The organism is Bradyrhizobium sp. PUT101 (genome assembly GCF_052043945.1).
GTDB lineage: Bacteria > Pseudomonadota > Alphaproteobacteria > Rhizobiales > Xanthobacteraceae > Bradyrhizobium.
Genome location: NZ_CP197207.1, coordinates 7,282,912 through 7,296,011 on the forward strand (window position 1 = coordinate 7,282,912; position 13,100 = coordinate 7,296,011).

Here is a 13,100-nt window from a genome sequence, read left to right on the forward strand (position 1 = left end):
ACTGCGCGGCCAGCGGGCGGGCCGGTCCTAGATATGCGGCGTCGTGATCTTGACGCAGTCGCGGCGGCCCATCAGCACGCAATCCTGGGTCCGGCGCAGGTCGGCGATGTTGACCGCGAGCCAGATCCCGATTGCGGTCAGCGCGATGGTGAAGGCCAGCGCCGCGATGTTGGCAAGCATGCGCTGGCGGAAATTGTCGGGTTCGGCGCGGGGCTGCTCATAGCGCGACAGGTCCAGCCGTTCGGGCGCGACGCGCAACGGTTGTACGGTGCCGCTGCCGCGCTGGACCGCCGAGGAAGGCGAGGTGCGCGGCCTGAACTGGAGCACCCGGTGCTCGTCATCCGAGCTTATGGGCCGCTGGTTGTTCATGGGGCGGGGATCACTCCGAAGCAGCGATTTAGATAGCATACGTGACGAACGCGTTGCAGAAAATCTTCTCAATGCTCGCGTGCATTTGTGCGTTTGCACTATTTGTGCATGGGCCGGTGTGGAGCGGTCCCGGAACCGGCCGTCGCGGCGGTGGTGTGCGGGTTGCGCTGCAAGACAGGGATAACAAAAGCCACGGAGTTCGCCCCCTTCGCCCCGCCGGTATCGACTTGTGATCTCCGCGTCCTTTCCGAACGCATTTTGTCGCCGCGAGGCCCATGGCATAGTCGCGGGAACCCGGACCGTCAGTTGCAACCATGTGAGGGCCTATCGATCATGACCAATCCGCGCGAGCCGCGAGTGCATCCTGTCCCGATCCTGTCGCTCCGGCCGACGCAGATGACGGTCGGCATGCGCGAGGTCAGCGAGAAGCGCAAGCGCTGGCGCGAGCAAGACAAGAAGAAGCAGGCTGAACTGCTCGGCAAGCACATGATCCCCGTCGTCTACGGCCCCGACTCGCGCTACTACGTGATCGACCATCATCATCTCGGCCGCGCGCTGCACGACGAAGGCGTCAAGGAGGTGTTGGTGACCATCATCGGCGACCTCAGGATGGTCGAGCGCAAGGCCTTCTGGGGCGTCATGGACAACAAGCGCTGGGCCTATCCCTACGACGCCAAGGGCGAGCGGCGATCGTTCCGCGACCTGCCGAAATCGGTCGCCGACCTCAAGGACGATCCGTTTCGCAGCCTTGCCGGCGAATTGCGCCGCATGGGCGGCTTCGCCAAAGACACCACGCCGTTCTCCGAATTTCTGTGGGCCGATTTCCTGCGCCGACAGGTCTCGCGCAAGGTGGTGGAGTCCGATTTCGACAGGGCGATCGAGAAGGCGATGGCCGCCGCCAGAAGCAAGAACGCCATCTATCTGCCCGGCTGGTGCGGTCCGGAGGACGATGACTAGGGCCGTGGCGCCCTTCGGCACCACTAACCGCACCACAATCACGGTCGCTTGAGCGAAATCACTTTCCCGTCTCCATGAAGCGGTCCTGAAACAGGGGCACCCCATCTCTTTGGGCTATCGAGCTCACACAGGAGGCCGGAATGCGCCGTCTGGTTCTTGCCATTGCCTTGCTCGCCGTCGCCTCAGCAGGGATTTCGGCATCGTTTGCCGCAGTTCACCACGCCAAGACATTGACATTTGCCGAGCGTTTTGCCCCGGCGCTCGAGCTGATGACAAAGCGCTAGCGGCTTGGCGGCTGCCCGGGCAGGCTTGATCTTCCGCAAAATTGCGGCGGCGGCCGGCGGCTATGGTCCGCCTGCATGATTGCCGAAGCAGCGTTGCGTCCCGATGTCGAGGGCGAGGTGGGCTCCAGGTCATGCCGACTGGAGACATGGCCATGAGCATCATCTTTCGCATCCTCTTCATCATCGCCGGCGCGGTCACCGCGCTGTTCGTTGCGCGCGATGCCCTGAACTTCACGATCATCCAGACCTTCGTTGCGATTCTGCTCGTGACCGCTATTCTGGGCGTTGGAAGTCTCTGGAGCCTGCGGCGGAAGACGTGAGCGAGGTAGAACGCGGCAGTTCGGCCGGCCTGAGTGAAGCCGGGGCCCGACTGAGGCTGCAACAGGAAGGTTACAACGAGCTACCTCGGCCCGAACGGCGCACTCCGCTGCGCATCGTCTTTGAGGTGCTGCGCGAGCCGATGCTCGCGCTCCTCCTGTGCGGCGGGGTGGTCTACCTCCTGCTCGGCGATCTCCGCGAGGCACTGCTTCTCCTCGCGTTCGGCGCCATCACCATCGTGATCACCATCGTGCAGGAGGCACGCACCGAACGCGTGCTGGAAGCATTGCGAGAGCTGACCAGTCCGCGAGCGCTCGTGGTCAGGGACGGGGAACGCCGGCGGATCGCAGGCCGCGACGTCGTCCGTGGCGATCTCCTCGTTCTTTCCGAAGGCGATCGGGTTCCGGCAGATGCAGTGCTCGCCAGCGCGCGAGATCTGGCTGTCGACGAGTCCCTGCTGACCGGAGAGTCGGTCCCGGTTCGCAAGCAGCCCGTCAAGATGCCGGCCGCGGAATCGGCCTCGGCCGATCATCGCCCGGGCGGCGATGACCAGCCCTTCGTATATTCGGGTTCACTTGTCGTGCGAGGTGAGGGCCTGGCCGTGGTCGAGGCCACCGGACCTCGCAGCGAGATCGGGAAGATCGGACTGTCGCTGCATGGCTTGCAGCCGGAGCCGCCTCGGCTAAAGCAGCAGACCGCACGACTCGTACGGCTTTGCCTCCTCGGCGGCGTGGCGATCAGCCTCGCCGCTGTCCTGCTTTACGGAATGTTGCGCGGAGATTGGCTGCAAGCGTTGCTCGGAGGCATCGCAATCGGCATGTCCATGCTTCCTGAGGAGTTTGCCGTCGTCCTCACGGTGTTCATGGCCATGGGCGCCTGGCGGATCTCGAAGGTGCGCGTGCTGACGCGGCGCGCCGCAGCCATCGAGGTGCTCGGCTCTGCCACGGTGCTGTGTACCGACAAGACCGGCACGCTGACGCAGAACCGCATGTCCGTTGCGGAGCTGAGATTGCGCGACGGCGCATGCGTGCGCCCTGCGTCCACGCAGCCGGGTCCTGTCGGAGCAGAGTTTTTCGAGCTGGCGCGTTGCAGCGTTCTGGCGAGCTCGCCAGAACCTTTCGATCCCATGGAGAAGGCCTTGCACACGTTCGTGCGTACCGGTCTGCCGGAGGATGGCCAGACCGAGGGCGATCGAACCTTGATACGCACCTACGGCCTGCGTCCCGAACTGCTGGCGATGACCCAGGTCTGGCGATCGTCGAATCGGCAGGGAATTTTCGCCGCGACGAAAGGTGCCCCCGAGGCAATTGCGCGGCTCTGCAAGCTGGATGGGGCGGACCATGAGGCGATGCAGGCTGCGGTCACAGCGATGGCGAAGGATGGTCTTCGCGTGCTGGGCGTGGCCGCCGCAACTTGCGACGACGAGGACCTGCCGCCGTCCCAGGAAGGCTTCGCTTTTCGCTTCATCGGTCTCGTCGGGTTAGCCGATCCGCTTCGTCCGGGCGTCCTCGAGGCGGTGGCTGAATGCCGTTCGGCCGGTATCCGCATCGTCATGATCACGGGGGACTATCCGGCGACCGCCATCGCGATCGCAAGACAGGCCGGGCTCGACGTCAACGAGGTCGTCACCGGCGAGCAGGTCAAGCTCGCGGACGAGAGCGAGCTCGATGCGCTCGTCAGCAACGTCAACGTCTTCGCGCGGGTTCTGCCGGAGCAGAAGCTGCGGATCGTTCAGGCGATGAAGCGCAGCGGCGAGATTGTCGCGATGACCGGCGACGGCGTCAACGACGCACCGTCCCTGAAGGCCGCCCATATCGGGATCGCGATGGGTGGCCGGGGCACCGACGTCGCTCGCGAGGCCTCCTCGATCGTCCTGCTCGACGACGATTTCGGCTCCATCGTCGCAGCCATCCGCCTGGGACGCCGGATCTATGACAATCTGCGCAAGGCGATGGCCTTCATTTTCGCCGTCCACGTTCCGATCGCGGGGCTTGCCCTGCTTCCCCTGGTCTTCGGGCTGCCTCTGGTTCTCGGTCCCGTTCATATCGCATTTCTGGAGCTCATCATCGACCCCGTCTGCTCGCTGGTGTTCGAAGCCGAGCGCGAGGAGCGCGATGTCATGGCGCGCCCGCCGCGGCGCGCCGATGCAGAGCTGTTCTCGTGGGCCCTGGTCGGCTGGAGCGTCCTGCAGGGCGTCATGGCATTTGGTTCGATCGCCGTGATCTTCGTCGTGGCGCTTCGTTCCGGCGTTCCGGCGGACGAGGCGCGCGCGCTCGCATTCATTGCGCTCGTCGTCTGTATCGTGGCGCTGGTCCTGGTCAACCGGTCCTTCAGCGCATCCTTCCTGTCGGCCTTCTTCCGCCCGAACCCGGCATTGCTCTGGATCTTCCTGTCGATCGCGCTCGTTCTCGCCACAGCCCTGTTCTGGCCGCCGGCGTCCAGTCTCTTTCGTTTCGGTCCCCTGCACCTGGACGACCTGATGATCCCGCTCGGCGCGGGATTGCTGCTGATCACGGTGCTCGAATTGCTGAAACCGATATGGGGCCGGCGGCTTCGGTTCTAGCCGCTATCCCGGGGACCCGTAGGCGGCGTGGTCTCCGGCCGGTGCGGATCCTCCTTGCCGCCGAGGGCGCGATGCAGCCAGCGCTCGATGCGGCGGCCGATCGTGAGCAGCACGAAGGCGACAGCCAGCGCGACCAGGACGATCTTCCATTGCCCGGCGCCGCAGGCAATGCCGAGACAGGCGGCGAGAAAGGTGCAGGCCGCGCTGGTCAGGCCCCGCACGCGAAAGCGGTCGCTCTCGTGGACGATGACTCCGGCACCGAGAAAGCCGATGCCGGTCAGGATGCCCTGGATCACACGGCTCGCCGCGTCGGTCATCTTGCCGGGCTCGGCGAACTGGACTGTGAGCAGCACGACGGTTGCGGTGGAGAGCCCGACGATGCCGAGCGTCTTCAGCCCGATCGGCTTGCTGTGCAGGTCGCGGTTGAGGCCGATCGCGCCGCCGGCGAGCGTCGCTGCGCCGAGGCGAAGCAGGATTTCGGACCAGTCCAGCTCGGTCATGTCTTGCCCGTCACCTCTTCGGCAGTCGTCCCATCAGGTAGAACTCCTCGTTCGGGCGCATGCCGGTGAAATTCGCCAGCCGGTTCGACAGTGCGAAGAAGGCGGCGATCGCGGCGATGTCCCAGACGTCGTCGTCGCTGAAGCCGTGCGGTTGGAGCGCGGCGAAATCGTCCTCGGAAATCCGCTGCGCGTCGGTCGAGACCTTCATCGCGAAGTCGAGCATTGCCTTCTGCCGCGGCGTGATGTCGGCCTTACGGTAGTTCACCGCGACCTGATCGGCAATCAGCGGGTTCTTGGCGCGGATGCGCAGGATCGCACCGTGGGCGATCACGCAATACTGGCACTGGTTCGCCGCCGAAGTCGCCACCACGATCATCTCGCGCTCGGCCTTGGTGAGGCCGCCGTCCTTCTCCATCAGCGCGTCGTGATAGGCGAAGAAGGCGCGGAACTCGTCGGGACGATAGGCCAGCGTCAGGAACACGTTCGGCACGAAGCCGCTCTTCTCCTGCACGGCGAGAAGCCGCGTGCGGATGTCCTCGGGCAGCGTGTCGAGGGCGGGTGCGGGGAAGCGTTGCGGGGCTTTTGTCATGGGCATGGTTCCGGCTTGGGGCCGGCAACCATAGTCGATGCGGGTGGCGGGCTCAATCTGGCGGGCCGAGCTGGCTGCGACGGAAGCGCCAGTTGTGAACGACGCTCGATCTTGCGTCGCCATGACGATGTGGGCGGAGCGAAGCTTACCGCAGCGGCTTCTTCAACAGCGAGAAGCGGTCTGGATCGAGACCCATCGATGGTTGCAGCATCGGGGCTTCGACGCTGGACATCGTCTTGGCCGGCGGTGCCGAGAACACGGGGTCGTTCGGCACGTCGCGCTGCGAGGTGGCGCCGCGCCAGCGCTCGAGTACGGCGCTGACGAAATGCATGTCGTGGCCGGAGGTGACGGAGGGTACGCTGCTGATGGTGGCCTCGCCGCGCGGCAATTGGTGCGGCGGCACCTCCTTGAAACGCAGGCGCGTCGGCAGGGCAACGCCTTCGCCGAAGGCCAGCACTTCACGCGTGCCCAGCGACGGCACGAAGGAGAGCAGGTTCGCGGCCGCGTCCGACACCGCGGCGCGCAGCAGTGCCTGGTCGCGGTCGTTGGCCAGACGCATCGTGAACAGCGTGTTGCACTGGGAGATGATGGTGGCGTCGAGCTCGGCCGGACGCTGGGTGATGAGGCCGAGATAGACGCCGTATTTGCGACCTTCCTTGGCGATGCGCGACACCGCCTTGCGGGTCGGCCCGAAACCGACGTTGCGGTCGGCGGAGGCATAGCGATGCGCTTCCTCGCAGACGAACAGCAGCGGCGAGACGCCGTCGCTCCACAGGCCGAAGTCGAAGGCCATGCGGCACAGCACCGAGACGACGGAATCGATGACTTCGGCCGGGAAGCCGGCGAGTTGCATCACCGTCATCGGCTTGCCGTTGGCCGGCAGGCGGAACAGATGGCTGATCACCTCGGCCATGGTGTCGCCGCCGACATTGGCGTTGTCGAACATGAAGGTGTAGCGCGGGTCGTTGCGCACGGCTTCGATGCGCGAGATCAGCTTGTGATAGATGATGCGCGAGGAACGGTTCTCGAGCTTGCCCATGCGCTCGTCGATCAGCGACAACAGGTCGACCAGGCGATAGGGTACCGGGGTGTCGACCGTGTAGCCGATCTGCTTGGGGTCGATGCGCTTGAGGCCGATGCGGTCGGCGTTCTGGTACTGGGTGTAGACGCCCTTGGCGAGCGGGATCACCTCGGCGAGGATGTCGAGCTCCTCGGGCACGCCGGCGCGACCGCCGAACAGCACGTCGACGATTTCCTCGAAGTTGAACAGCCAGAACGGCAGCTTCAAGTTTCGGGGGTTGAGCACCAGCGCGCGGTCGCCGAAGCAGCGGCCGTATTCGTTGTGCACGTCGAGCAGGAAGATGCGCAGGTTCGGCCGCGCTTTCAGGATCTCGTTGAGCAGGAGCGAGACGCCCGTCGATTTGCCGACGCCGGTCGAGCCCAGCACGGCAAAATGCTTGGACAGCATCTCCTCGACATCGACGTAGGCGACGACGGAGCGGTCCTGCTGGAGGAAACCCACATTGATCTGATCCGACCCGGTCGGCGCGTAGATCGTGCGCAGCTCCTGGCTGGTGATCAGGTCGACGGCATCGCCGATGGTCGGATAATTGGTGACGCCGCGCTGGAATTTGGCCTTGTCCGCGGCGTTGAGGATCTCGCCGAGCAGGTCGACCGAGGCGATGGCGATGTAGCCGTCGGAGCTCGACAGATTCTCGCAGGAGACCTCGGTGATCATCGCAACGATGACCGAGCTGGCGCAGCGAATGCTGACGAAACGGCCGACGGTCGCCCGAACCTCCGAGATCGGCATTTGGCTTGCCGCCAATAGCCCGACCCGGGCGAGCGAGCCGCGAACCGAAATCACGCGTCCAAAGGATGTCACGATGAATGAACCCGGCGAGAGCAAGGGATTGCTCCGGACTATGCGCGGCCGTCGCTGGACAAAGGGTTAAACGCCGGGCGTGCCCGCTCCGTTAAATCCGCGACAATCCGGCCGCCAAGTTTGTTCCTGATGCATACTTATGGGCAGAATCGCCGGGAAATTGCTGCTTTTCCAGGCTAATGCGCCGGTCCGACCTTAAGGAAGAGTTTACCATTCAGGCGGGCTACCGTCCGTTTGGAAAGTGGGCCGGTCCTGGCCGGGCCGCCATTTGCAGCGGGCGCGGCGGCTTGATTTGTTGACGGGACCTAATCATTTGTACATTAGTGCAAATGAAATCACTGCCATCGCCGCCATGCGGGGCGCGCGTCGTTGTGCCCCGCGTCCAAATCGCGCCGTCCGGTGAGGCGGATCGCAGCGACGTCCCTGGAGGAAATCATGCAACCCGAACCGATCCTCGATCTCGCCCATCTCGGCCACATGGAGCTGCTGACGCCGAAGCCCGACGAGAGCCTGAAATTCTTCGTCGATGTCATGGGCATGACCGTCAGCGGACGACAAGGCGACTCGGTTTACTTGCGCGGCTGGGACGATTACGAGCGCTATTCGCTCAAGCTCACGGCGTCGAAGACGTCAGGCATGGGCCACATGGCGTTGCGCGCGCGCAGCCAGCAGGCGCTGGAGCGCCGGGTCGCCGCGCTGAAAGGATCCGGCTTCGACATCGGCTGGATCGACGGCGACATGGGGCAGGGGCCGACCTTCCGCTGCCGCGATCCCGATGGCCACATCGTTGAGCTCTATTACGAGACCGAATGGTATCAGGCACCGCCGGAGCTCAAGCCCGCGCTGAAGAACCAGGCGCAGCGCTTTCCTGCCCGCGGCGTCAACGTCCGCCGTCTCGACCATCTCAACTGCCTCGCTGTCGACATCAAGGCCAACCGCGAGTTCTTCCAGACCTATCTCGGCTGCCGTCTCACCGAGCAGATCGTGCTCAATGACGGCCGCGAGGCTGCGATGTGGCTGACGATGTCGAACAAGAGCTACGACTTCGCCTACTCGCTCGACCATTCTGGCGTGCCCGGCCGCTTCCACCACGTCACTTACGCCCTCGACAGCCGCGAGGAGATTCTGCGCGCTGCCGACATCTTCCTGGAGAACGGCGTGCACATCGAGACCGGCCCCCACAAGCACGCGATCCAGCAGACTTTCTTCCTCTACGTCTACGAGCCCGGCGGCAACCGCGTCGAGGTCGCCAATGCCGGCGCGCGTCTCATTCTCGCGCCCGATTGGAAGCCGATCGTGTGGACCGAGGAGGAGCGCAAGAAGGGCCAGGCCTGGGGATTGAAGACGATCGAGTCCTTCCATACCCACGGCACGCCGCCGGTGGAGGTGAAGAAGCACGGCTGATTGGAGCCAGATGAGGGCATGGTCATTCGGCTGGGTCCACCTCTCCCCAGCGGGGAGAGGTCGGATTGCGAAGCAATCCGGGTGAGGGGCCGCAACAATCAGTGAGACTGTAACCCCTCACCCGGATCGCATCGCTCGATGCGATCCGACCTCTCCCTACGGGAGAGGTGTATGACCCGCTTCCGTCGACCCACGCACGCGCGCGATCGTCTCGCGCACGTTGGTCCATGCCGGCTTGTCGGATGCGAACTGCCTGCGGAGGAACGTGACGAGCTCCTCGACCTGCGTGTCGCTCATGCTGTTCTTGAATGCCGGCATGTAACCGAGGTCGCTCGAGACAGGCTCGGCGATGCCGTGCAGGACGATTTGCACGAGATTGTCTGCCGTTCCGCTGTGCAGGTTGCTGTTGAGCGCGAGCGAGGGGCGCGTGCCGAACAGCGGCAGGCCGCCGACCTCATGGCAGACGGCGCAGGCGCCCTGGTAGAGGCGCGCGCCGGTAGAGGATGCGACGGCGACCCGTGTCGCGTTCTCGAGCCTGGTGGCGAGCGCATCCTGCGCCTGCCGGTCGGGCGCGGCGTCGTTGAACGAGTTGAGGTAGACCGCCATCGCACGGATGTCGTGGTCGGGCAGCGCCTTGAGGTCCCGGACGATCGGTGCCATCGGGCCGGCCGCGACTCCGTGATAGCGCGAATGGCCGGTGCGCAAGTATGCGAAAAGCTCATCCTCGCTCCACGGGATCGGTGCCTGCGAGACTGAGGTCAGCGCCGGCGCCTCCCAGCCCTCGGCAAAGCCGCCGGCGAGATAGGCTTCGCGTTGCTCGGCGCCGAGCGCGTTGCGCGGCGAATGACAGGCGCTGCAATGGCCGAGGCTCTCGACCAGATAGGCGCCGCGATTCCAAAGCTCGGATTTGGCGGGATCGGGCTTGAACTCGCGCCTCTGGTGGAACAGCGCGTTCCAGCCCGCGAGCAGCGGGCGAAGATTGAACGGGAATGTGAGCGCATTTGCTGGCGCGGTCGCGCGCACCGCGGGTTGCGCCATCAGGTAAGCGTAGAGCGCCTGCATGTCGGCGTCGCTGGTCTTCGCAAAATGCGTGTAGGGAAAGGCGGGGTAGAGCTGCCGCCCATCACGGTGCAGCCCGTCACGCATGGCGCGCTCGAAGGCGGGATAGGACCAGGCGCCGATGCCGGTCTCGACGTCGGGCGTGATGTTGGTCGCGTAGATCGCGCCGAACGGCGTTTCAAGCGCGCGACCGCCGGCGTTGAGCGCGCCGCCGGTCGAGGTGTGGCACTCCGCGCAATTGCCGAGCGCGGCGAGCAGCTCTCCGCGCGCGATCGTCGCCGCGGAATAGACTGACGCGTCGGGGCGCGCGATGGGTGCAATCGCACGTCCGGGCAGCAGCGCCGCGCCGACGCCGATTGCAGCTGTGCAGAGAGCCGCAATGGTCGCGAAGATGCCGGTGCGTTTTGCGAACGGGTTTTGCCAGATGCGGGCCGGCTGCGACGCCGCGGGAGCGGGCAGGGCCTGTGGTGTCGCCAGTGCATCGCCGTGCAGCCCTTTCAGGATGCGCTCAGGCGTGAACGGCGGCTCGCGAAAGCGCACGCCGGTGGCATCGAAGATCGCATTGGCGATCGCGGCCGCGCTCGGCACCGAGGCGGATTCGCCGACGCCAAGCGGCGGCTGATCCTGACGCGGCAGCATCAGGACGTCGATCTTGGGCACGTCGGGGAAGGGGATGATGGGATAGGCGCCCCATTCGCGCGCCGCCACCGCGCCGCGCTCGAACGAAACCTCCTCCATCAGCGCGCGGCTGGTGGACTGGATGACGTTGCCATGGATCTGGTGGCGCACGCCGTCCGGATTGATCATCAGGCCGGAGTCCTGTCCCGCGACGACGCGCGTGACGCTGACATCGCCGGTCGTCTTGTTCACCGCGACGTCGGCGACCCAGGCCGACCACGCCGCGCCATAGCCGGGAAACTTGCTGTGGACATAAAGCGCGTAGGCAAAGCCGCGCCCATGCACGACTTCGCCGTCTTTCTCCTCACGGACCGGCCGCGGCGTCCAGCCCGCGCGTTCGGCCACTGCATTGACCAGATCGACGGCGCGCTGGTCTTTGAGATAGCGCAGGCGATATTCGATCGGGTCGACGCCTGCCTCGGTCGCGGCCTCGTCGATATAGGATTCATGCGCAAAGGTATTCGGCAGTGCCGAGACGCCGCGGAACCAAGAGGCGCGCACGATCGGCGGCATGTCATGGGCAACGACACGCAGGTGGTCGTAGTCGTAGGGCGGGATCGCGGTGCGGTCGCCCATCTGAAGCACCGCGGGATCGGGCGAGATGCGGCCGGTCAGGAGCAGTGCCAGCGTCGGTGCGGCGTTCGAGGGATAGCGCGTGGCGAGATCGTAACCGGCAATGCCGCCGTCGGCATCGAGCCCGCCATTGACGTCGATGAGCTGCGCGGTGCCTTTGGGCTCCCAGGCGTGCTCCTGCTCGCGTGTCAATTGCACGCGCACGGGTCGGCCGACCGCGCGTGACAGCAGCAGCGCGTCGGCGGTGACGTCGTCGGCGCAGTTGCGGCCGTAGCAGCCGGCGGCTTCCAGCCGGATCACCTCGATCTCGCTCTCGGGACGTTCGATCAGGAACGCAAGATCGCCGCGCAGCACGTGCGGGTTCTGCGTGCCCGACCAGACCCGGATATTGCCGTCGCTATAGTCGGCGACGGCACAGGACGGGCCGATCGAGGCATGCATCTGATACGGCCACACGTAAGTGCGCTGCATCGGCCTGGCCGCGCCCGATATCGCCTTGTCGACCTCGCCCTTGTCGATCAGCGTGCGCGGCGTCGACGGATTGGCGCGCAGCGCGGTTTCGACGTCGGCAAGGTCGGTCAGGGTGGGCGTCGGCTTCCAGCGCACCTCGAGCCGCTCTGCCGCGCGGATCGCATTCTCCTCGCGCTCGGCGACAACGCCGACGAAATCGCCGATGTGCACCACCGCGATCAGGCCGGGAATGTCGCGCACCGAGGATTCATCGACCGCGAGCAGGCTGGTGCCGACGAACGGTCCGGCATCGACGCCGGCATAGGGTGGCCGCACCACGCGGCCGTGCAGCATGCCGGGCACGCGGATGTCGTGCACGAAAGTCAGCTCGCCGGTAGCCTTGGCGGGCAGGTCCACGCGCGGCATCGACTGGCCGACGATCGCGTAGTCGCCGACAGGCTTGACCGCGACATCTTCGGCAAGCTCGAGCCGGATCTCTTCGCCGCCGATCAGCTCGCCATAGCTGACGCTGCGGTTGTCGTGCCCGCGCACGAGGCCGTCCTCGATCCGCAACTCGGAGGCCGGCAGCTCCAGCCGCTCGGCCGCGCGCGCGATCAGGAAGTGCCTCGCCTGCGCCGCGGCCTTGCGCAGGGGCACGGCGGTGATCTGGATGGTTTCGCTGGCGATCGTCGCGCCCTGGTTCGGCACCACCGACGTGTCGCCGAGCACGACCACGACGCGCGCAAAGGAGACGTCGAGCTCTTCGGCGACGATCTGGCCGAGGGCGGTGCGGATGCCGGTGCCGAGATCGACATGGCCGTTGTAGGCCGTGACCGAGCCGTCCGCGGTGATGCGGACGAAGGTCTCGGATGTGATCTCATCCACCGTGCGGGCGACGACGAGCGAACCCGATGGCCGCTCAGCTCCGTTCGAAACAGGGGAGGCCATCAGTCCGCGGCCTCGGCGAGCTGGCCGGATGCCCGCATCACCGCGCGCAGGATCTCGACGTGGGTGCCGCAGCGGCAGAGATTGTAGCGCAGCGCCGCCAGCGCCTCCTGTTCGGTCGGCCGCGGATTGATCGCGAGCAGCGCCTTGGTGGTCATGATCATGCCGTTGAGGCAATAGCCGCATTGCGCGGCCTGCTCGTCGATGAACGCCTGTTGCACTACATCGGGCTTGTCGCGGGTGCCAAGCCCTTCGAGCGTCACGATGTCGCGGTCGGCGCACCCGCTCACTGGAATTACGCAGGAGCGCGCCGCGACTCCGTCGATCAGGACAGTGCAGGTGCCGCATTCGCCAAGGCCGCAACCATATTTCGGGCCGTTGAGCGCAAGATCGTTGCGCAGCACATAAAGCAGCGGCGTCTGGCGCTCCGCCGTGACTTCGTGGATCCTGCCGTTCACGGTGAGGCGGATCGGTGTTTGCATCATCCTCGTTCCCAAGCCCGCGTATAACTCTACGTCGCGACGAT

General features: G+C 65.6%; 11 protein-coding genes. 5 read left to right on the plus strand and 6 right to left on the minus strand.

The window, feature by feature from the left end; all coding sequences use genetic code 11:
* Positions 1-27: 27 nt before the first annotated feature.
* A complete protein-coding gene (locus tag ACSHT2_RS34455; protein ID WP_440639557.1) occupies positions 28-369 on the minus strand; it encodes a hypothetical protein in 342 nt (113 codons plus the stop codon).
* Between the two features lie 333 nt (positions 370-702).
* Between ACSHT2_RS34455 and ACSHT2_RS34460 the strand changes: the two genes are divergently transcribed.
* The 4 genes from ACSHT2_RS34460 to ACSHT2_RS34475 all read left to right on the plus strand — a co-directional run bounded on the left by ACSHT2_RS34460 (position 703) and on the right by ACSHT2_RS34475 (position 4,491).
* On the plus strand, positions 703-1,326 hold the full coding sequence (locus ACSHT2_RS34460; protein WP_440639559.1) for a ParB-like protein: 624 nt from the start codon (positions 703-705) through the stop codon (positions 1,324-1,326).
* Between the two features lie 140 nt (positions 1,327-1,466).
* Positions 1,467-1,610 carry a hypothetical protein gene (locus tag ACSHT2_RS34465; RefSeq protein ID WP_162832029.1) on the plus strand — a complete coding sequence of 48 codons (144 nt, stop codon included), beginning with the start codon at positions 1,467-1,469 and terminating at the stop codon, positions 1,608-1,610.
* A 152-nt stretch (positions 1,611-1,762) separates the two neighbouring features.
* Positions 1,763-1,930: a hypothetical protein gene (locus ACSHT2_RS34470; protein ID WP_319331244.1), complete on the plus strand. Its 168-nt coding sequence runs from the start codon at positions 1,763-1,765 to the stop codon at positions 1,928-1,930.
* A complete protein-coding gene (locus ACSHT2_RS34475; protein WP_440639561.1) occupies positions 1,927-4,491 on the plus strand; it encodes a cation-translocating P-type ATPase in 2,565 nt (854 codons plus the stop codon). The genes ACSHT2_RS34470 and ACSHT2_RS34475 overlap by 4 nt, the downstream gene beginning before the upstream one ends.
* On the opposite strand, the gene ACSHT2_RS34480 is transcribed toward ACSHT2_RS34475, so the two are convergent.
* From ACSHT2_RS34480 to ACSHT2_RS34490, 3 genes are all read right to left on the minus strand, one after another.
* Positions 4,488-4,991: an MgtC/SapB family protein gene (locus ACSHT2_RS34480; RefSeq protein ID WP_440639563.1), complete on the minus strand. Its 504-nt coding sequence runs from the start codon at positions 4,989-4,991 to the stop codon at positions 4,488-4,490. The genes ACSHT2_RS34475 and ACSHT2_RS34480 overlap by 4 nt on opposite strands.
* A gap of 10 nt (positions 4,992-5,001) precedes the next feature.
* Positions 5,002-5,580, minus strand: coding sequence for a peroxidase-related enzyme (locus ACSHT2_RS34485; RefSeq protein ID WP_440639564.1), 579 nt, complete (start codon positions 5,578-5,580; stop codon positions 5,002-5,004).
* Positions 5,581-5,725: 145 nt separating this feature from the next.
* Positions 5,726-7,465, minus strand: a complete 1,740-nt coding sequence (locus tag ACSHT2_RS34490) for an ATP-binding protein (protein ID WP_124158677.1) — start codon at positions 7,463-7,465, stop codon at positions 5,726-5,728.
* 435 nt (positions 7,466-7,900) lie between these two features.
* On the opposite strand from ACSHT2_RS34490, the gene ACSHT2_RS34495 reads away from it, so the two are divergent.
* Positions 7,901-8,869: a catechol 2,3-dioxygenase gene (locus ACSHT2_RS34495; RefSeq protein WP_440639566.1), complete on the plus strand. Its 969-nt coding sequence runs from the start codon at positions 7,901-7,903 to the stop codon at positions 8,867-8,869.
* 156 nt (positions 8,870-9,025) lie between these two features.
* On the opposite strand, the gene ACSHT2_RS34500 is transcribed toward ACSHT2_RS34495, so the two are convergent.
* Together ACSHT2_RS34500 and ACSHT2_RS34505 are read right to left on the minus strand one after the other, a co-directional pair.
* Positions 9,026-12,577 carry a molybdopterin cofactor-binding domain-containing protein gene (locus ACSHT2_RS34500; protein WP_440639567.1) on the minus strand — a complete coding sequence of 1,184 codons (3,552 nt, stop codon included), beginning with the start codon at positions 12,575-12,577 and terminating at the stop codon, positions 9,026-9,028.
* Positions 12,577-13,059, minus strand: a complete 483-nt coding sequence (locus ACSHT2_RS34505; RefSeq protein ID WP_440639568.1) for a (2Fe-2S)-binding protein — start codon at positions 13,057-13,059, stop codon at positions 12,577-12,579. Before ACSHT2_RS34505 ends, ACSHT2_RS34500 begins: the two co-directional genes overlap by 1 nt.
* Positions 13,060-13,100: the final 41 nt, after the last annotated feature.

What these genes read in the sequence shown, in the direction of transcription:
- ACSHT2_RS34470 (WP_319331244.1), top strand. Translation starts at nt 1,763, where the DNA reads ATGAGCATCATCTTTCGCATCCTCTTCATCATCGCCGGCGCGGTCACC.
- ACSHT2_RS34460 (WP_440639559.1), top strand. Translation starts at nt 703, where the DNA reads ATGACCAATCCGCGCGAGCCGCGAGTGCATCCTGTCCCGATCCTGTCG.
- ACSHT2_RS34455 (WP_440639557.1), bottom strand. Translation starts at nt 369, where the DNA reads ATGAACAACCAGCGGCCCATAAGCTCGGATGACGAGCACCGGGTGCTC.
- ACSHT2_RS34480 (WP_440639563.1), bottom strand. Translation starts at nt 4,991, where the DNA reads ATGACCGAGCTGGACTGGTCCGAAATCCTGCTTCGCCTCGGCGCAGCG.
- ACSHT2_RS34500 (WP_440639567.1), bottom strand. Translation starts at nt 12,577, where the DNA reads ATGGCCTCCCCTGTTTCGAACGGAGCTGAGCGGCCATCGGGTTCGCTC.
- ACSHT2_RS34505 (WP_440639568.1), bottom strand. Translation starts at nt 13,059, where the DNA reads ATGATGCAAACACCGATCCGCCTCACCGTGAACGGCAGGATCCACGAA.
- ACSHT2_RS34495 (WP_440639566.1), top strand. Translation starts at nt 7,901, where the DNA reads ATGCAACCCGAACCGATCCTCGATCTCGCCCATCTCGGCCACATGGAG.
- ACSHT2_RS34485 (WP_440639564.1), bottom strand. Translation starts at nt 5,580, where the DNA reads ATGACAAAAGCCCCGCAACGCTTCCCCGCACCCGCCCTCGACACGCTG.
- ACSHT2_RS34465 (WP_162832029.1), top strand. Translation starts at nt 1,467, where the DNA reads ATGCGCCGTCTGGTTCTTGCCATTGCCTTGCTCGCCGTCGCCTCAGCA.